A 17,386-nucleotide genomic window follows, 5' to 3' on the forward strand; every position below is an offset into this window, starting at 1 on the left:
GCCGTCCGCACGGGCCGTCCGCACGGGCCGTCCGCACGGGCCGTCCGCACGGGCCGTCCGCACGGGCCGTCCGCACGGGCCGTCCGCACGGGCCGTCCGCACGGGCCGCGGTGCCGCCTTCCGCGTCATCGCGGCCCGTGCGGGGCCTTGCGCCTCACGCGTCCTCGGATCCCGTACGGCCACGCCCCGTCCCCGCTTCGTCCGAGCCCGTACGTCGTCCGAGCCCGTACGCGACGAAGCCCCACGCCGCGCGGGTTCTCGCGGCGTGGGGCCGGCGTGCCGGGGGCCGGCGGAGGTTCAGCGGATCTCGTAGACGGCGGTGGTACCGCTGATCTCGTTGCCGACCACCAGGAGCGGGTGGCGGGTGGGGCTGTCGGAGGCGGGGACGAACAGCACGCCCTCGGGGCCGACGTCCCCGGCGGTGCCGTCCTCGATGGAGCCGCTGAGGTCACGGGTGTTGACGTACCCGGCCAGGCGCGGCGCCCGCGGGTCGCCCAGGTCGTAGGCGACGATCCCGCCGACCCGCTCCAGCCCGGCGAAGGCGTACGTCCGGCCGCGCACCTCGCCGACCGTGACCCCCTCGGGCTCGGGGCCCTTGTTGTCGCTGCGGCTGTCGAAGGAGTCGTCCTCCTCGTTGTCGGCGTTGAAGGCCTCGGGCAGCTCCTTGGCGACGAGCCGCTCCAGCTGGTCGCCGGAGTCCCAGACGAGCGCTCCCGAGGTGGACCTGATCGAGATCGAGCGGGCGCCGAACGCGTGCAGCTCGGTGTAGGCGCCGCTCGCGTCCTTGGGCGAGTCGGCGGCCACGTTCAGCCGGCCGAGCTCGGTGTCCTTCTTGAGGTTCGCGGCGTCGGGCAGCGCGAGGTTCAGGTCCTTCACCCTGACCTCGTCGGCGTGGCAGTCCCAGTCGCGCCCGTCGCCCTCGTTGGCGGTGACCAGGTAGGTGTGCCCGCGGTCGCGGAAGTGCGCGATCGCGTCGGGCTGGTACATGCCCTTCACCGGCCGGGGCCTGATGTCGATCTTCCCGTCCTTGTCCGAGGCGTCGAACCCGGTCTTCGACCAGTCCTTCAGCCCCAGCGGGACGACGTCGCGGACCGCGGCCCGGTCCAGGTCGACGATCGCGAGCGCGTTGTTCTCCTGGAGGGTCACGTAGGCGGTGTCGCCCTCGACGGTGACGTACTCCGGCTCCAGGTCCCGGGCGGCGGTGGCGCCGGGGCCGGTGATCCGCACTCCCCCGGCCCGCAGCCGCTCCGCGTCGAACCTCGCGAACCCCGCGGTCCGCACCGTCCAGCGCTTCAGGTCGACGACGCTCACCGAGCCCTCGGGGTCGGCCACCGCGCCCTCGCAGTAGGAGGACGGCTCCCCCTCGTTGGCCACGACCACCCGCTTGCCGTCCGGGGTGAAGGTCAGCATGTCGGGCAGCGCGCCCACGGTCACCTGCCTGAGCTTGCGCCCGCTCCTGGCGTCGAAGAAGGCGACGGTGCCCGGGTCGGTCTTGACCGCGGCCTGCTGGGCCACGGCGACCAGGCCGCGGCGCACCGCGACGCTGTTGGCGCCGGGGGTGGCCAGGGTGGCGACCTTGCGCGGCTTGCGCGGGTCCCGGATGTCGAGCACGTCGACGGTGCCGGCCTGCGCGTTCACCACGAAGACCCGGCGGGTCGCGGCGTCGTACGCGGTGATCTCCGAGGCGCCGGCGGCGACGGTGCCGGTGGTGTAGCGGCCGAGGAAGGTCAGCTTGACGCCCCCGTGGCCGGACTCGGCGGCGGCCGGGGTCGCGGAGACGGGCATAAGAAGCAGGCCGGTGACCGCCGCGGCGGCCGCCCGGGTGAGAGTCGTGGTGCGCATGAGACGAATTTTCACGAAATATCGTGACTCCAACCTGACGGCGAGATGACCGTGGGATGAAGCCCCACGGTCAGGTCTACCCGGACCGATCCCCTAGACAACCCCGGGCATGCCGGTCATGTCCGTTGACGCGATGACTACTGGCGGTCCAGGGGTTACGGTCAAGATGAGAGCCGGGAGGAAACCCGGGAGGGCATCGGGAGGGGCATGATGACCATCGACATACCCGAGGCTTACCAGCGCGCGCTGGACGACTTCGGCGCTCTCGTCCACCGGGTCGGCCCCGACCAGTGGGAGAACCCGACGCCGTGCGTCGACTGGAGCGTGCACGCCCTGGTCAACCACGTGGTCGGCGAGAACCTGTGGGCCCCCGTACTGCTCGCCGGGGGGACCTCCGCGGAGGTCGGCGACGCCTTCGAGGGGGACCTGCTCGGCGACGACCCCATCAAGGCGTTCGACACCTCGGCCGTGCCCGCCATCCAGGCGGCGACGGACGTCCACGCCCTCGACCGCCTCGTCCACCTGCCGTTCGGCGACGTGCCCGGCCGGGAGTACGTCACCGAGCTGTTCGCCGACGCGCTCATCCACACGTGGGACCTGGCCCGCGCCATCGGCGCCGACGAACGGCTCGATCCCGAGCTGGTCGAGGCCTGCGCCGCCTGGTTCAGCCACGCGGAGCCCGGCTACCGGCAGGCCGCGCCCCCCGGAGGACACAGGGAGACGCCCTCCGGCACCGACGCGCAGACCCGGCTGCTGGCCTCCTGGGGCCGTCGCGCCTGACCGGCCGCTCCCCGGGCGCTCCCGCCCGGCTCACGCGGGAAGGGCCGGGCCGCTAGGCCGGCCGCTTGCCGTGATTGGCCTTGCGCTTCTTGCGGGCCTTGGCCTTACGCGCTCGTCTGCCCATGCCGACCACCCCTTCACCGAGGTTCTCCGAGGTTCCGCCGAGTCCCGCGAGGTCTGGCCCCTCCCGGGGCCGTACGGGGCTCGATCTCACCGGCTCAGACCTTCACATTCCTCCCGGAACGCCGGTCGCACAAGGCCCGGACGACGATCCGTCCAACTCCGGTGGACCGTGTTTCCCCGGTGCTTCCCCGGCCTTTCCCCGGTCCTGACGTTCCGCGCCCCGGCACGCGGACGTGTGATCGATTCCGCGCCCCGCCCCTCCGGCCCGGCACCGGCCGGGTTCTAGGCTCCGTCCCATGAGCGAGAAGCTGATGGCCCGCTGGCGATCCCTGGCCGGCCTCGGGGCCGATCCCCTCGGCGGCGAACTGATCACCCGGTACGACGAGCCGCACCGCAGATATCACACGACAGCCCACCTGGAGGCCGTACTCGACCACGTCGACGCCCTGGCCGGTCACGCCGAGCATCCGGACCTCGTACGGCTGGCGGCCTGGTTCCACGACGCCGTCTACGACCCCCGGCGCGGCGACAACGAGGAGCGGAGCGCGAGGCTGGCCGAGCGCGCGCTGCCGGAGACGGGACTGTCCGCGGCGGCCGTGGCGACGGTCGCCCGGCTGGTCAGGCTGACCGTCACGCACGACCCCGCGCCCGGCGACGCGGACGGGGCCGTGCTGTCCGACGCGGACCTGGCGATCCTGGGCGCGTCCCCGGAGGTCTACGCCGGCTACGCGGCGGCCGTGCGCGAGGAGTACGGCTTCGTCCCCGACGACGCGTTCAGGGCCGGGCGGGCCGCCGTGCTGCGCTCGCTGCTCGACCTCCCGGCGATCTTCCGCGTCGCCGATCTGGAGGAGGCGGCGAGAGCGAACATCGCGGCGGAGCTTGAGCGACTGTGAGCGGTTAGCCACCAATACTCAACAACATATCCTGGTTCTGCCGTGGTATTTTGGTGGAAACTGGTGGATTCAGGGGAGCGAGGGGGCGAGGCATGCTTGCCCAGCAGCGGCAGCAGGCGATCCTGGAAAGGGTGCGCAGTAGCGGCGGGGTCAGGGTCGCCGATCTCGTCCGGGAGCTCGGCGTGTCCGACATGACGATCCGGCGTGACCTTGAGGTGCTCTCCGAGCGTGGCCTGGTGGAGAAGGTCCACGGCGGCGCCACCGCCGCCGGGCCCGGCTCGACCGAGGAACCGGGCTTCGCCGCCAAGTCGGCGCGCCAGCAGGCGGAGAAGGAGACGATCGCCCAGCACGCCGCCGGCCTCGTCCGGCCCGCCACGGCGGTCGCGCTCTCCGCGGGGACCACGACCTGGACGCTCGCCCACCACCTGGTCGAGGTGCCCGAGCTGACCGTGATCACCAACTCGATCCGGATCGCCGACGTCTTCCACCGCTCCCCCAGGGCCGACCGCACGGTCGTGCTCACCGGCGGGATCCGCACCCCCTCCGACGCCCTGGTCGGCCCGGTCGCGGTCTCGGCGGTCCGCGGGCTCCACGTCGACACCCTCTTCCTCGGCGTGCACGGGATGAGCGCCCGCGCCGGGTTCACCACCCCCAATTTGCTGGAGGCCGAGACCAACCGCGAGCTGGTCGCCTCCGCGCACCGCCTGGTGGTGCTCGCCGACCACACCAAGTGGGGCACGGTCGGCATCAGCACCATCGCCCAGCTGGCCGAGGCCCACATCGTGGTCATCGACTCCGGCCTGACCGGGGAGGCCCGCGAGGAGCTCGCCGCCTCGGTGGGCGAACTGATCATCACGGAACCCCAGTCAGAGAGCGAGATCGCCGGCCGATGAAACGCACGATCACCCACCTGGCCGACGGCCGGGAGCTCATCTACTTCGACCGGCGCGACGACGCCGACCGCGGAGCGGTCGACCGGCGCGACCTGCCGCCCCGCCCCGCCGCCTCCGAGCTGCGCTACGACCCGCTCACCGAGGAGTGGATCGCGGTGGCCGGGCACCGCCAGGGCCGCACCTTCCTGCCCCCGGCCAGCGAGTGCCCGCTCTGCCCCTCCACCCCCGGCAACCTCACCGAGGTGCCCGCCTCCGACTACGACGTGGTGGTCTTCGAGAACCGGTTCCCGTCGTTCTCCGCCCAGCCGGGCGAGCACCGGGAGATCGGCGGGCTGAGCGAGGTCCGGCCGGGGATCGGCAGGTGCGAGGTGGTCTGCTTCACCTCCGAGCACGACTCGTCGTTCTCGCGGCTCTCCCCCGAGCAGGTCGAGCTGGTCATGGAGGCCTGGGTCGACCGTACGGCGGAGCTGTCGGCGACGCCGGGCGTGGAGCAGGTGTTCTGCTTCGAGAACCGGGGAGCGGAGATCGGCATCACCCTGGCCCACCCGCACGGCCAGATCTACGCCTACCCCTACGTGACCCCGCGTACCAGGCTCACCCTCGGGGCGGCCGAGCGCCACCGGGAGCGGACCGGCGGCAACCTGTTCGCCGACGTCCTGGCCGCGGAGCGGGAGGCCGGGATCCGGGTGGTGGGCTCGAACGAGCACTGGACGGCTTTCGTACCGGCCGCGGCGCGCTGGCCGGTGGAGGTCCACCTCTACCCGCACCGCCAGGTCCCCGACCTGGTCGCGCTGGAGGCAGAGGAGCGCGCGGCGTTCGGTCCCCTCTACACCGACGTGCTCCGCCGCCTCGACGGGCTGTTCGGCGTGCCCATGCCGTACATCGCGGCCTGGCACCAGGCGCCGGTCTCCACCGGCCGCGATCTGTCGTACGCGCACATGGAGCTGTTCAGCATCCGCCGCGCGCCGGACAAGCTGAAATACCTCGCCGGGTCGGAGTCGGCCATGGGCGCCTTCGTGAACGACGTGTCCCCCGAGGGGACAGCACAGCTTCTGCGCTCTGTTGTCACGAACTGATTACCACTCGGTCTCGTCTTGAGGTCGCATGACCTGCTGTTTACCACTACTATCCTTCCCACATCGGCTGTAAACGCTGATTTGCCTAATCCTGGGCGCCTCGCTCGGGAACCGGGGAACCACCGCACCTGGGGTGAAACCACTTCGGTGGAAGGGCTTCCTCCAGCCCGAACCCGTCAGCTAACCCGGTAGGCGGAAGGAGAGGAGAGTTCGTGGCGGCTTCGTCCCCCACGTTCCGTCGGCATGCCGCTGTGGTCCTCTGTCTGAGCTCGATCGCGGCGTTCACCATCGGCACCCCCACCGCGGGAAGCGCGGAACCCAAGCCGACCGAGGCCAAGCTCCGTGCCGACCTGGCCAAACTCGGCAAGAAACTCGACGGGCTGATCGAGACCTACGCGGCCAAACGCGAGTCCCTCAAGAAGGCGCAGAAGGCCGAGGCCGTCGCCAAGCAGAACCTGGGCAAGGCCGAGGAGGTCTACGTCGAGGCCAAGAGGCAGGTCGACTCCATCGTCCAGCTCCGCTACCAGACCAGCAGCAGCGGAGGACTGCCCGCGCTGATGTTCTCCGGCGACATGGGCGCCGCCGCGGTGATGGAACAGCTCACCGCCCAGCAGAGCGCCTACCTGGAGGGCTTCGCCGGCAGCCTCGAACGCAGGAAGAAGGCGTCGGAGACGGCATCCAGGCTCACCGACGAGATCCGCGAGGAGGCCAAGGAGGTGGAGGGCCGGCGCGAGGAGGCCGAGGACGTGATCCGCGACGTCAAGGACAAGCTCGACCGGCTCGCCCCCACCGGTTCCGGCCGCCGCTCCGACGGCAGCTGGGCCCCGCAGCTCCCCACCGGTGCCGACAACATCACCGACCGCACCCGGATCATGCGCGACGCCGTCATGCGGCGCTTCAGCCTCCCGTACTCCGTCGGCTGCTACCGGTCCGCCAACGACGGCGGCGAGCACCCCCTGGGCCGCGCCTGCGACTTCATGATGAGCACCGGCGGCACGATGCCCTCGGCCGCCAACCTCGCGCTGGGCGACGAGATCGCCGCCTGGGCCCTCAAGAACAGGACCAGACTCGGCGTGAAGTACGTGATCTGGCGCCAGCGCATCAACCACGGCTCCGGCTGGCGCTTCATGTCGAACCGCGGCGGCATCACGGCCAACCACTTCGACCACCCGCACATCTCGATGTACTAGCGCTGCGGCGGGCTGACCTGCGGCTTCTCGGCCATCTGCCCCTCTCAGGGCACATCCAGGGCACATCCCGGGTCTGCGGCACTCCCCCAGGCGCCGTCGATCGCCTTGCGCATGCGGTCCTCGCTGGACGGCATGAGGTGGGTGTAGGTCCGCAGGGTGAAGCCGGGGTCCGCGTGCCCGAGGAACTCGGCGACGGCCTTGATGGACACCCCGTCCTCCAGCAGCACCGAGGCGAAGTGGTGGCGGAGCATGTGGAAGCCGTTCTCTCTCGTGGCAGGAATGCCGACCTTGGCGAGGACCGTCTTCCAGGCGAACTTGTTGAAGTCGTTACGGGCGATCACGGTTTTCTGCCGCGTGGTGAAGAGCAGCCGCGCCGTGTGCGGTGAGCCGTCCAGCGTGCGCCAGGGCAGCGTCAGCTCCGGCGGGTCGACGGCTTCGATGTGGGCGGCGAGTCGCAGTGCCACGCTCTCCGGGAGCGGGATGTCGCGTAGCTTGCCACCCTTCGGCGGAGCGAAGACACGCTCTTGCTTGCCGCCGAGCAACTTGACCTGTCGGCGTACATGGACGATGCCACGTAGGAAGTCGACGTCGTCGACGGCCAAGCCGAACGCCTCCCCCTGGCGGAGACCGAGGCCGGCGGCGGTCAGCACCATGACCTCATAGTGCTGAGCGATTCCGTCCGCCACCGCTCGCACCTGCTCGACCGTCCACGGAGTGATCTTCTTGGCCTCTCCCCTGGGCGCCTTCACCGACCCCGCGTGACAGGGGTTCTTGGGAATGAGTTCGTCATCTACGGCGGCGTTGAGAACGGTCGAGAGGTGGAAGAAGACGGCCCGCGCGTAGTTCGGCGAGAGTTTGACCTGAAGGCCACGGCTGAAAGCCTGCAGAAGGCTGGGGCGCAGGGAACGCAGCTCCCGCTCACCGATGGCCGGATAGACGTGCAGGCGAAGCCGGAGCTCGACGAGCTGGTAGGTGGAGCGGTCGAAGGTCTGCGCGGCGAGCCATTGCTCGCCGTACTCCCTGACAGTGATCTTTCCGGCATTGGGATCGATGTAGGTCCCGCGGTTCAGGTCACTCGTGACCTGTGCGTCGAACGCCTCCGCGCAGGTGTTGGGGTCATTGCCGGCCTTCTTGGCGAAGTTCCTCTTGCGCTGGCTTCCGGACTCGTCGCGCCAGCGCACCTGCCATCGGTCGCCGATGCCGTACTCGGAGCTGCGGACCTTCTTCGTGGTGCCGTTAGGCTGCTTCACCATCTTGTGCCAGCGGTCGTAGACGGTCACGGCTGCCTCCGCACCCAGGCCACGACGTCTTCCGGAAGGTAGCGGACGTGACGGCCGACCTTGTGACCCTCCGGACCGGTACCGCGGTGACGCCACTGGTAGAGGGTCGCCACCGGTACTCCCAGGTAGCCGGCGACCTCGTCCACCGTCCAGAGAGGATCAAGCGTCTTCATCGCTGCCCTCCGGGATCGGCCAGAGGGACGCCGGTCAGTACGGCGGCAAGGAGGGCGTCACCCAGTGAGTGGCCCTTTCCGGCGTACTCCCATTCGGCGATGACGAGGACGGTGTCCTCGTCGAAGAGGGGCAGCCGGCCGGTGGTGATGTCCTCGTCGCGGGCGTAGGTGGTGCGGTCGGCGCGGATGTCGCCGAGGGTGGTGGAGTAGTGGCGGGAGCGGGTGGAGAAGTGGCCGCGGAAGCCGAGCATGTGGGCCCATTGGGTCAGCCGGAGGTCGGCCAGTTCGTTGAGGGTGCCGAGGCGCTGGCACTCGGCGATGAGGCGGCGGGGGTGTTCGCGGAGGTTGAAGGCGGTCAGCTCGTCGAGGGGGTTGATGCGTCGGTCGAGGGTGCCGACGCATTCGGCGGCTTTGGTGGCGTACTTGGCGATGTAGCCCGCTACAGCCTGGTCGGTGAGGTCGCCGTCCAGGGTGATCGGGCGGGTGTCGATCTGTTCACCCCAGTGCAGTACGCGGGCGGGTGCGTCGGGGACGGCTGGAGCGGTGACGGAGACGGCGGTGGCGGCATGTCGTACGGCGTCGGTCAGGGTGTCGGTGGTGGCCCAGGCCGGAGGTGGGGAGGTGGGTCCGTCGGGGCCGTCGAGGCGGATGACGGCGTGGAAGTGGACGACGCCGCGTCGCTGGTACTCGGCGACCTTGGCGAAGGAGACGGTGGCCTGCTCGCGTAGTTCCCGCAGGGTCAGGCCAGCGGTTTTGGCGACGCGGCGGCGCAGGGCGTCGGTGAAGTATCGCCACAGTTGCGGGGCCAGGGCGTTGAACAGCACCGAGCCTTCGTAGTCGTAGCAGTCGGGGCAGAGCGGTTCACCGAGGCAGGTCTCGTCGGCGCGGTGCCGGGCCGTGCAGGACATGACCCGGCCGTGCGGGCAGGTGGGGGCGTCGCGGCGGGCGTGACAGGGCAGCGTTTTGCCGTTCTTCTCCCGGCGGGTGTGCACGGCGCCGAAGGAGGGGGCGGTGAGGGTGAGGAACAGGCACGGGTGTGCGGTGACCGTTTCGGGGACGCCTTTGCCGCCGGTCAGGCCAGCGCGGATGAGTTGGTAGGTGTCGGCGCGGTAGGTCTCGGCGCAGGCCGGGCAGCGGGAGGCGCGGCGGGTCTTGCAGGGGACGCGAAGGATGCCGTCGGGTTCGGTGCGGGTGCTGTAGTGGTGGAGCAGTTCGCCGGTGGCCCGGTCGATGTGGTCGACGCGGCCTCGCAGGTGGATCGGCTGGCGGCAGCCGTTCGTTGCGCGGACCTGGGCGGCCCAGCGGGTGTAGTGCGGGTCGTGCAGTCGGGTGATCATGCCCCTGATCGCGTGCGGACTGGCCGTGGATGCGGGCAAGATGAAGACCTCCTTTCACTCGTTGGGGTGCGAAGGGGATGGCCCCCGATCTGGCAGGCGTCTTGGCGGATGTACGGACAGGCCGGGGGCGCCGACGACTCTCAGCAGAAGCCGAGACCGTCGCAGTAGGAGCAGGTGTCGCCGTAGGAGTCGAGGCCACCCCCGCCGCACAGGCAGCGCCAGCGGTGCGGCGTGGTCGGCGAGAGCGGTTCCCGCTCGTAGATGGGCAGGGCGATTGCTTCTTGGCCGGCATCAGACGACATCGGCGACTTCCAGGCAGGCAGCCAGGTCCCGCAGCCCCTTGATCACGGCGGGTCGACGCTCGGGGTCGGTCATCGTGGTTCTCCTTGTCTCTGGGCGGGTTCGGTGACGATTTGCAGGCTGCGGAGCAGGTCGACGGCGAGTTGGTCGGAGACGCCCAGTCGGGCGCGAAGCGTGTCGGCGGTGATGGGCCGGCCGTGCTGGGCGTGGTGTTCGGTGGCCACGCGGCGGGCGAAGGTGACCAGAGCCGGGGACGGCCCGGTTGAGTCGTCGGGGGCGGCATCGGCGGCGGGGGTGAGTTCGGGGATCGGCGGCGTGGTGGTCGGTGTGGTGGAGGCGGTGACCGTCACCGCGGGCGAGGGGGCGGGGCGGGAGACGGCCGCGCGGCGTTCCAGCATCGAGACCGCGATGAGGAACGCTCCGGCGGGTGTGGCGGCGACCAGCCAGCCCCATACCGATGCTTCGGCTTGGTGCAGGTTGGCCGCCAGGGACAGCAGGACGCCGCCGGCCAGGACGAGCGCCGGCCAGGAGACCGGCCCGGAGCGCTGGCGTCCGGTCTTGGCGTCGCGCTGGCGTTCGCGGGCGGCCATGACGCAGGTGAGGTCGACGCAGACGGCTACGGCCCAGGCCATCCAGCCTTCTTGTCCGTGCTGGGTGGCGGTGTCGTGGATGTGGGTGAACGATCCGGCACCCGCGATGGCGGCCAGGATGAGGACCGGCCCGGAGTCGAGCAGGTAGCGGGCGAGGTGTCGCATCGTTTCCCCCTTTCTGATCGGCTCGGTCGGTTCAGGCGTCGAGGAGTTCGGTCAGGTCGATCTCGCTCGTGGCCGCGTCGTGGATGCCGGAGGTGATGTCGGCCCAGGCCGGGGTGAGGTCTGAGTACATGCGGGCGGCGTGTTCGGCGGCCTGTTCGGAGACGTAGAAGGAGCGGGCGCGGTACCACTGGCCGTCCTGTCCGGCGACGATGGCCACCCCGGGGGTTTCGGCGGGGATCGCGCGGGCGGAGACCAGGGCGGCGGGGTCGAGGTCGCCGAGGGTCATGGTCGCGGTTTCGGGGTCGTTGACCCGGTGGCAGATGCGGCCCGAGCACTGCGCCCGTAGGGCGGTGACGCCGGGTCCGAGGTCGGAGCCGATGCGCTGACCGCAGCAGAACAGGTAGATCCCGAAGGCCCGCCCGAGCTGGGCTACGCGGAGCAGCGCGGTTGAGGTCTTGGCGATCTCGTCCTTCTCGCTTTTGTCGGCCATCAGATACAGCTCGGCCAGCTCGTCGACCAGGACAACGATGGGGATCGGCCGTACGCCGGGTGGAAGTTGCCAGATGTTACGGGCGCCTGCCGTACGGCACAGGCCCATCCGGTCGATCATCAGTCCCACCAGGTCGTCGAGCAGGCCGACCGACTCGGCGCGGGAGGTGGCCAGTGCCGACAGGCGTGAGGTGTAGGGGGTGAACTCCACGCCACCTTTGAGGTCGAAGCCGACCAGCGCCACCGGCTGCGGGGCCAGGCCGACGATCAAGGCGTTGGCGAGGTTGGATTTCCCGGACTGGGTCGCTCCGGCGTTGAGCCAGTGCGGCACGGTGCGGAAGTCGATCTCCCAGGGCTTGCCGGTCTCCAGTCGTCCCACGGTGACCTTGAGTAGCTCGGAGGAGGGTGGCAGGTCGGCGACCCGGACGAGAGGGTCGCGCATGGTCGTGGCCAGGACGACCCGTCCGGGGCGGGGTGAGGAGACGCGGACGGCATGCACTCGCCAGGAGTGGGCCAGTCGCTCGGCGGCCTTGGTGTAGTCCTCGGGGATCTGGCCTTCCAGCAGGTGGAGGGTGACGCGCCAGCCGTGCCGGGTGGGCAGGGGCAGCCACATCCAGGGTTTGGTGTCGACGGCGATGCGCTGGAAGCGGCGGCGGACCTTGACCAGGCCGGTGGAGGCGACCGCGCCGGGGGTGAGGGTGAACCACCAGCGCTGGCGCTTCTTGGTCAGGCCGCAGCCGAGGGCGACCTTGCGCCAGGTGGCGCGGACGGAAAGAGCCATGAGCGGGTAGCCGGCCACCAGCCAGAAGGAGCGGTAGTGCCAGCGCCACCAGGCCCACAGTCCGGCCACCACGACGGCCAAGACAACGCCGACGTCGAGAAGCGTCAGCAGCAGGTCATCGCGCAAGAGTGCTCACCTCCATGGGGAGGATCGAGGCGGCGCGGTAGCTGATGCCCCAGCGGACTTCGCCGTTGCGGGTCTGCTCCCAGACGAAGCCGACCAGGTCGACGGGGTTGACGGGCATGCCGAGGGCGACGGGCGGTTCGCCGGAGGTGTTGACGCGGATCAGCTCGATGCGGCCGGTCGCGTCGATGGCCGACATGGCGACCTCGTAGACGGGGTTGCCGCTCTTGTCGGTCTTGATCTCGCCGGTGTCCTTGTTGACCAGGCGGGGGCGGGGTGCAGCGACGCAGACGAACTGCAGTTTGGCGGTGTCGACGGGGATGGGGATGTTGCGCATGGTGTGTGACCTCCTATTCGACGTAGCCAACATAGTTAACCTAGTTGGCTCGGTTGTCAACGTTCTCATGGTTGGCTTGGTTGCGCGTCTGTGCTGAACTAGGAGCAAGCAGACGGCGGAAGAGGGATGGATGGTCAAGAACACCGGGCGGCCCGGCTACCTGCAGATCGCCGACGATCTGCGCGAGCAGATCCGTACCGGCGTCCTGGCCCCCGGAGCCCCGCTGCCGTCCACCACCCAGCTCGCCGAGCGCTACGAAGCCTCGTTGAGCGTGGTGAAACTCGCCGTCGGCGTCCTGCGCAACGAGGGCCTGGTGATCGGCCAGCAGGGCAAAGGCGTCTTTGTCCGGGAGGGCGCCGCGCCGGTGCCGGCCTCGTCGGATGAGCTGACCGAGATCCGTGCCACCCTGCACGACCTGTCGGAACGGCTCGCCCGGGTCGAGTCGGCGCTTAAGGACCGCCCGTAGGTGTCTTGCGCGGTCACCTGCGGATTCACGGTCATCCGCGAACGTGGCAGCCGGTCACCCGCCGCGCCAGGACCGCCGAACGGGTCGGCGCGGCCGTGCGCAGGCTCATGCACCGGTCCTCCTGGCGCATCCCGATCAGAACGAGCGTGTAACCGACAACCACGACGGCCGTGAGCACCAGGGCGACGATGAGGGGGATCGAGCTCACGTCCAGATCACCCCCGCCTCCACGGTGCCGCGCGGGTAGCCGGCCGGGCGCCGGACCTCGCCGCGCCGCCTGTTCGCCTTACGTCGCTTGGCCTGCCGCCGCAGCCAGCGTGCCGAGGCGTGGCACTTCCGGCAGAGCGTCTGCCCCTCCTCCACGGCCGCGCCGCAGGCGCAGACCGGTCCCTCCTCCAGCGAGGCCATCAGGTCGATCATGTTCGCGTCTCCCTTCGTCGAGTCGGTGTCGTGCGGTGTGACACCGAGAATCCGCCCGAAGGGTGGGACGAGATCACTACAGGACGGGACATGTTCGGGACGTCCGGCATACGATGTCCAGGTCCCCGGACGTCCCTGACGGGCAGGTGAGATGGCGAACGAGCGGCTGCGCGCGGCGCTGTTGGCGAAGGGTATGAGCGTCGCCGTACTGGCCGAGGCCATCGCGGTTGACCCCAAGACCGTCGAGCGGTGGATCACCAAGGGACGCGAGCCGTACCGGAAACACCGATTCGCCGTGGCGTCGCTGCTGGGTACGGACGAGACCTACCTGTGGCCGCAGGCCCTCAGCCAAGAGCAGGTCGTGGCCGCGTCCGAGAGTGAGATCATCAATGTGTACCCGCACCGGTGGACGATGCCCCGGGGTGCGTGGGAGGGCCTGTTCCGCGGTGCGTCAGAAAAGATCGACATCCTGGTGTACGTCGGGATGTTCCTTGCCGAGGACGCCGGGCTGATCCGGCTTCTCGCCGAGAGGGGCAGGTCCGGGGCTCGACTTCGCGTCCTGCTCGGTGACCCGGAATCCGAGGAAGTGATCCGGCGTAGCGCCGATGAGGGTATCGGCAAGGACGCGATCTCAGCGAAGATCCGGAGCGTGCTCTCCCTGTACGCGCCGTTGCGCGAGGTGGCCGAGTTCCGGATGCACGGCACGACGCTCTACAACTCGATCTTCCGGGCGGACGACCAGGTTCTCGTGAACACGCATGTGTACGGCGAGGTGGCCTCCAATGCCCCCGTGCTGCACCTGCGCCGGGTGGCCGGCGGGGACATGGTGACCACGTACCTGGACAGTTTCGACAAGATATGGACCGAAGCCCGCCCGGTAGAGTGGTGATCATGTCTCGGCGGATCGACTACCACGATGACCCCGGCGCTCCCACGCCCAACAGCATGGTTCCGTCCGTGAACGCGGTGGTCACCAACGACGCCGGCGACATCTTGATGATCCACCGCACCGACAACGACAACTGGGCACTCCCCGGGGGTGCGATCGATCTGGGCGAGTCGGTCCCGCAGGCCGCGGTACGCGAGACGGCGGAGGAGACCGGGATCACGTGCGAGATCACCGGAATGGTCGGGATCTACACCGACCCCCGGCACGTGATCCTCTACACGTCCAACGGCGAGGCCCGGCAGGAGTTCTCCATCGTGCTCACCGCACGTGTCATCGGGGGATCGCCGACGACGAGCAGCGAGTCACGCGAAGTGCGATGGGTCCCGCGCGAGGACGTCCTGTCCCTCCCGATGGACCGGGCGATGCGGATGCGGATCGAGCACTATCTGAAGGGCGCCGACCTACCGCACATCGGCTAGCGCCGCCTCAACGGAGGCGACCGCGGCCAACAGCAACGATTCGTTGATGCCGATGACACGGGTCACCAGATCGCCGGGACCGTAGCGGGCACAGATCTCCGCCAGGCGCTCATGCACGGTGAACCGCTCGCCGTTCGGGCCGGTGGTGATGTCGCAGTAGATGAGCGCTTCGGCCAGCTCGGGCCGTCCCTCACGGAACTCGGCAGTCAACAGGTCGATCAGACCGCGCTCCCGAGCCTCGTTGATGGCACCCGAGTGGTAGGCCACCAGACCGCACAACGTGTCGTCGACCCGCTGAACGTCTCGCAGGTATCGGGCACCGTCGAGCGGATGAAAGCCAGTGTCGACGAGATCAGGTGCGTAACCGATGTCATGCAGCCAGGCCGCAGTGATCAGCAGATCAGCATGTTCCCCGAGGATCGGCGTCAGCGAGACGGCGCGCGCGGCCACCCCTTGCGTGTGCGCCCAGCGGCGTGGCAACGGCTCCCGGAGAAAATGTTCGGCCAGCTCACGAGCCCATTCGGCGTGTTCCATGCGGTTCACGATAAATGCCGACCCCCGCAGGACGACCAGAGCGAGAGCGAGACGTCTCAAGACGTCTCAGAGTTGGGTCGATCGGACGAAGCGGCCCTTACCGTGTTGGGCGACGATCAGCCCTTCGCGTTCCAGTTCGGCCAGGGCATGACGAACGGTGTTGCGCGACGCCCGATGCCGACGGCGCAGTGCATGCTCACTGGGCAGGGGGGCGCCGGCGGGAAACGCCCCTGCGCGGATCTGTTCGCGCAAGGCGCGAGCGATCACCTGATAGCGATAGGTCGCCTGCAGATCTGGGGCGTCCCCTCTCACGACACGTCCTTTGCCGGGCAGGGTGACGATCAAGCCTTCGTCCTCCAGGACCGCCAGTCCGCGGCGGGCCGTGGATCGGGCGATGCGGAACTGACCGACGAGGGCCATCTCTGAGGGCAGGACGCTGCCCGGCGGGTATGCGCCCGTGGTGATCTGATCGCGGAGCCAATCGGCGAGCAGGTGGTAGACCCGCCCGCCGGTCAGCCATCTGTTTTCGCTGTGGGACATCGTCGCCGAGCTCAAGAACGATAAGCGTTGACGATCTGACCCAGATCCAGGCCGAGCTCTCCCTGCTCGCCGTCGCGCCAGCCGGCCTGGGCCGCCTCAGCGATCCGATCGGCGGCGGGGAACAGCTTTAGGCACGAGACCCGCTCGTCGTGCTGATCGCCCCAGTAGAACCACAGGAACGGCAGATGGACGTAGACACGGCGAGGGCGGAATGTGCTGTCGGTGACGTCCAGACACGGTCGATCCTTGCTGTCGGTGATCAGGACCGCGATGATCTCCCGGTTGATCAACTCGTTGCGGAGTGCGGTGAGCAACTCGACCTGATAGGCGTACTGGTTCTCTTTCACGGTGCTCATGGATGAAGGACTCCCATCGGACGGTGAGGGCGGAGCCCTGGGTGGGCGGGGCTCCATGCCGACGAGCTTCGCTGTCCGGTAGGGACTCGGGCACCGCAAGTTAGGGACGTCTAGGGACGTCTTATGTTAGCGTCGCAAGCACCGGCCCTCCTGCTGCGGAAGGTGCGTCCCCGATGAACGAAAACCTCCGGCACGCCTTGATCCGGGCGCGACTGCAGCCCGTCGACATCGCCGCCCGCCTGGCGGTCGACCCCAAAACCGTCGCCCGCTGGATCAGCGGCCGCATCCCCCACCCTCGCCACCGCTTCGCGGTCGCCGACCTCCTCGAAACCCACGAGAACGACCTATGGCCTGACGTCTCCTACGGCCGACGCCACATCACCGGCGAGATCAAAGCCGTCTATCCCCACCGCTGGTCCGTACCCGCCGAGGTCTGGCGATCGTTCTTCCAGGCCGCGGAGAAGGAGATCGGCATCCTCGTCTACAGCGGACTGTTCCTCGCCGAGGACGCCGGCCTTCTCCGCATCCTCACCGAGCGAGCACGGACAGGGGCACGGGTCCGCATCCTGCTGGGCGACCCCGACAGCCCCCAGGTCGCCGCCCGAGGCGCAGAGGAAGGCACCGGCAGCGACGTCATGGCCGCACGCATCCACAACGCCTTCGCCCTCTACCGCCCCCTCCAGGACATCGAGGGCATCGAGATCCGCCGGCATCGCACCGTGCTCTACAACTCGATCTACCGCGCCGACGACAGCCTGTTGGTCAACCTGCACGTGTACGGCACCCGAGCTTCCGAAGCACCCGTCATCTACCTGACCCGCACCGAGGCCGACAACGCCGCCCTGACCTACCTCGACAGCTTCGAACGCGTCTGGACCAGTACCGAAACCGCAGGTCAGACGGTCTAATGATCTTTCACCTTCAAGATCGAACGTAACTTATCTGTTCGCTTTCAAGGGCGTGCCGCCTGCGGCGACCCGCCGCGCGTGGGCGGTCGCTGGCCGCGCTGCGGCTCTTCGGCCGGTCGCAGCCAGCGCCGCCCACGCACTGATGTCCATGGAGCAGAGACCCATGACCGGAAGGAAGACTTCTGGCTGTTTGAATGAGATGTCCGTAAGGGCTGCCGCGGGGCTTCCGAGCCTACGGGCCTGGCGGCCCTACGGTTCGGGTCCCCTTGCCATCGGATATTCCGTGTGACGGTGGAGAGCTGCTAAAGGTGGAATGGCTCAAGTCAGTGAGCCTTTTTCATCCCCTGACGGCGGACTGCTGGACACAGCGTGATCGCAAGACCCCTGTTTGCCTGACGGCATAGAGAAACCCCTGGTAGACG

At 69.2% G+C, this 17,386-nt stretch carries 23 protein-coding genes and 1 riboswitch; of the genes, 9 read left to right on the forward strand and 14 right to left on the reverse strand.

Annotation, left to right across the window (positions count from 1 at the left end; genetic code table 11):
• Window positions 1-297 precede the first annotated feature (297 nt).
• On the reverse strand, window positions 298-1,842 hold the full coding sequence (locus AB0G15_RS39255; protein ID WP_362850344.1) for a choice-of-anchor I family protein: 1,545 nt from the start codon (window positions 1,840-1,842) through the stop codon (window positions 298-300).
• 207 nt (window positions 1,843-2,049) lie between these two features.
• Here AB0G15_RS39255 and AB0G15_RS39260 point away from each other — a divergent pair, with 207 nt between their 5' ends.
• Complete coding sequence (locus AB0G15_RS39260; protein ID WP_362850346.1) at window positions 2,050-2,622, forward strand: TIGR03086 family metal-binding protein; 573 nt, start codon at window positions 2,050-2,052, stop codon at window positions 2,620-2,622.
• A gap of 52 nt (window positions 2,623-2,674) precedes the next feature.
• On the opposite strand, the gene AB0G15_RS39265 is transcribed toward AB0G15_RS39260, so the two are convergent.
• The gene (locus tag AB0G15_RS39265) at window positions 2,675-2,836 is read right to left on the reverse strand and encodes a hypothetical protein (RefSeq protein WP_362850347.1); all 162 of its coding nucleotides are present in this window, start codon (window positions 2,834-2,836) and stop codon (window positions 2,675-2,677) included.
• A gap of 205 nt (window positions 2,837-3,041) precedes the next feature.
• On the opposite strand from AB0G15_RS39265, the gene AB0G15_RS39270 reads away from it, so the two are divergent.
• The 4 genes from AB0G15_RS39270 (at window position 3,042) to AB0G15_RS39285 (ending at window position 6,797) form a co-directional block, all read left to right on the forward strand.
• The gene (locus AB0G15_RS39270) at window positions 3,042-3,638 is read left to right on the forward strand and encodes a metal-dependent phosphohydrolase (protein ID WP_362850349.1); all 597 of its coding nucleotides are present in this window, start codon (window positions 3,042-3,044) and stop codon (window positions 3,636-3,638) included.
• Window positions 3,639-3,730: 92 nt separating this feature from the next.
• Window positions 3,731-4,531 (forward strand): DeoR/GlpR family DNA-binding transcription regulator, encoded by an 801-nt coding sequence (locus AB0G15_RS39275; protein ID WP_362850350.1) that lies wholly within the window; start codon window positions 3,731-3,733, stop codon window positions 4,529-4,531.
• Window positions 4,528-5,607: a galactose-1-phosphate uridylyltransferase gene (gene galT, locus AB0G15_RS39280; RefSeq protein WP_362850352.1), complete on the forward strand. Its 1,080-nt coding sequence runs from the start codon at window positions 4,528-4,530 to the stop codon at window positions 5,605-5,607. Before AB0G15_RS39275 ends, galT begins: the two co-directional genes overlap by 4 nt.
• A gap of 72 nt (window positions 5,608-5,679) precedes the next feature.
• Window positions 5,680-5,816: riboswitch (cyclic di-AMP (ydaO/yuaA leader) on the forward strand.
• A gap of 42 nt (window positions 5,817-5,858) precedes the next feature.
• Window positions 5,859-6,797 carry a hypothetical protein gene (locus AB0G15_RS39285; RefSeq protein ID WP_362686819.1) on the forward strand — a complete coding sequence of 313 codons (939 nt, stop codon included), beginning with the start codon at window positions 5,859-5,861 and terminating at the stop codon, window positions 6,795-6,797.
• Between the two features lie 44 nt (window positions 6,798-6,841).
• Here the strand turns inward: AB0G15_RS39285 and AB0G15_RS39290 are convergent, their stop codons facing one another.
• The 7 genes from AB0G15_RS39290 to AB0G15_RS39320 form a co-directional block, all read right to left on the reverse strand.
• Entirely contained in the window at window positions 6,842-8,077 is a 1,236-nt protein-coding gene (locus tag AB0G15_RS39290) for a site-specific integrase (RefSeq protein ID WP_362850354.1), read from the reverse strand.
• On the reverse strand, window positions 8,074-8,250 hold the full coding sequence (locus AB0G15_RS39295; RefSeq protein ID WP_362850356.1) for a helix-turn-helix domain-containing protein: 177 nt from the start codon (window positions 8,248-8,250) through the stop codon (window positions 8,074-8,076). Before AB0G15_RS39295 ends, AB0G15_RS39290 begins: the two co-directional genes overlap by 4 nt.
• On the reverse strand, window positions 8,247-9,587 hold the full coding sequence (locus AB0G15_RS39300; RefSeq protein ID WP_362850378.1) for a replication initiator: 1,341 nt from the start codon (window positions 9,585-9,587) through the stop codon (window positions 8,247-8,249). Before AB0G15_RS39300 ends, AB0G15_RS39295 begins: the two co-directional genes overlap by 4 nt.
• 140 nt (window positions 9,588-9,727) lie before the next feature.
• Window positions 9,728-9,889: a hypothetical protein gene (locus tag AB0G15_RS39305; RefSeq protein ID WP_362850358.1), complete on the reverse strand. Its 162-nt coding sequence runs from the start codon at window positions 9,887-9,889 to the stop codon at window positions 9,728-9,730.
• A 69-nt stretch (window positions 9,890-9,958) separates the two neighbouring features.
• Window positions 9,959-10,642, reverse strand: a complete 684-nt coding sequence (locus tag AB0G15_RS39310) for a DUF2637 domain-containing protein (RefSeq protein ID WP_362850360.1) — start codon at window positions 10,640-10,642, stop codon at window positions 9,959-9,961.
• A gap of 31 nt (window positions 10,643-10,673) precedes the next feature.
• Window positions 10,674-12,038 carry an FtsK/SpoIIIE domain-containing protein gene (locus AB0G15_RS39315; protein ID WP_362850361.1) on the reverse strand — a complete coding sequence of 455 codons (1,365 nt, stop codon included), beginning with the start codon at window positions 12,036-12,038 and terminating at the stop codon, window positions 10,674-10,676.
• Window positions 12,028-12,372 carry a hypothetical protein gene (locus tag AB0G15_RS39320; RefSeq protein ID WP_362850362.1) on the reverse strand — a complete coding sequence of 115 codons (345 nt, stop codon included), beginning with the start codon at window positions 12,370-12,372 and terminating at the stop codon, window positions 12,028-12,030. Before AB0G15_RS39320 ends, AB0G15_RS39315 begins: the two co-directional genes overlap by 11 nt.
• Before the next feature lie 130 nt (window positions 12,373-12,502).
• On the opposite strand from AB0G15_RS39320, the gene AB0G15_RS39325 reads away from it, so the two are divergent.
• Window positions 12,503-12,838: a winged helix-turn-helix domain-containing protein gene (locus tag AB0G15_RS39325; RefSeq protein ID WP_362850364.1), complete on the forward strand. Its 336-nt coding sequence runs from the start codon at window positions 12,503-12,505 to the stop codon at window positions 12,836-12,838.
• 31 nt (window positions 12,839-12,869) lie between these two features.
• Here the strand turns inward: AB0G15_RS39325 and AB0G15_RS39330 are convergent, their stop codons facing one another.
• The gene (locus tag AB0G15_RS39330) at window positions 12,870-13,046 is read right to left on the reverse strand and encodes a hypothetical protein (protein ID WP_362850365.1); all 177 of its coding nucleotides are present in this window, start codon (window positions 13,044-13,046) and stop codon (window positions 12,870-12,872) included.
• The gene (locus tag AB0G15_RS39335; RefSeq protein WP_362850366.1) at window positions 13,043-13,258 is read right to left on the reverse strand and encodes a hypothetical protein; all 216 of its coding nucleotides are present in this window, start codon (window positions 13,256-13,258) and stop codon (window positions 13,043-13,045) included. The genes AB0G15_RS39330 and AB0G15_RS39335 overlap by 4 nt, the downstream gene beginning before the upstream one ends.
• A 151-nt stretch (window positions 13,259-13,409) precedes the next feature.
• On the opposite strand from AB0G15_RS39335, the gene AB0G15_RS39340 reads away from it, so the two are divergent.
• Together AB0G15_RS39340 and AB0G15_RS39345 are read left to right on the forward strand one after the other, a co-directional pair.
• Window positions 13,410-14,147: an XRE family transcriptional regulator gene (locus AB0G15_RS39340; protein WP_362850368.1), complete on the forward strand. Its 738-nt coding sequence runs from the start codon at window positions 13,410-13,412 to the stop codon at window positions 14,145-14,147.
• 2 nt (window positions 14,148-14,149) lie between these two features.
• Entirely contained in the window at window positions 14,150-14,626 is a 477-nt protein-coding gene (locus AB0G15_RS39345) for an NUDIX domain-containing protein (protein WP_362850369.1), read from the forward strand.
• On the opposite strand, the gene AB0G15_RS39350 is transcribed toward AB0G15_RS39345, so the two are convergent.
• From AB0G15_RS39350 to AB0G15_RS39360, 3 genes are all read right to left on the reverse strand, one after another.
• Window positions 14,609-15,160 carry an HD domain-containing protein gene (locus AB0G15_RS39350; RefSeq protein WP_362850371.1) on the reverse strand — a complete coding sequence of 184 codons (552 nt, stop codon included), beginning with the start codon at window positions 15,158-15,160 and terminating at the stop codon, window positions 14,609-14,611. The genes AB0G15_RS39345 and AB0G15_RS39350 overlap by 18 nt on opposite strands.
• 66 nt (window positions 15,161-15,226) lie before the next feature.
• Window positions 15,227-15,700, reverse strand: coding sequence for a winged helix-turn-helix domain-containing protein (locus AB0G15_RS39355; RefSeq protein WP_362850373.1), 474 nt, complete (start codon window positions 15,698-15,700; stop codon window positions 15,227-15,229).
• 11 nt (window positions 15,701-15,711) lie between these two features.
• A complete protein-coding gene (locus AB0G15_RS39360) occupies window positions 15,712-16,056 on the reverse strand; it encodes a hypothetical protein (RefSeq protein ID WP_362850375.1) in 345 nt (114 codons plus the stop codon).
• Window positions 16,057-16,229: 173 nt separating this feature from the next.
• Between AB0G15_RS39360 and AB0G15_RS39365 the strand changes: the two genes are divergently transcribed.
• Window positions 16,230-16,964 carry an XRE family transcriptional regulator gene (locus AB0G15_RS39365; protein WP_362850376.1) on the forward strand — a complete coding sequence of 245 codons (735 nt, stop codon included), beginning with the start codon at window positions 16,230-16,232 and terminating at the stop codon, window positions 16,962-16,964.
• The last annotated feature ends 422 nt before the right edge of the window (window positions 16,965-17,386 follow it).

Source organism: Streptosporangium sp. NPDC023825 (assembly GCF_040639575.1).
In the GTDB taxonomy this organism is placed as follows: Bacteria; Actinomycetota; Actinomycetes; order Streptosporangiales; family Streptosporangiaceae; genus Streptosporangium.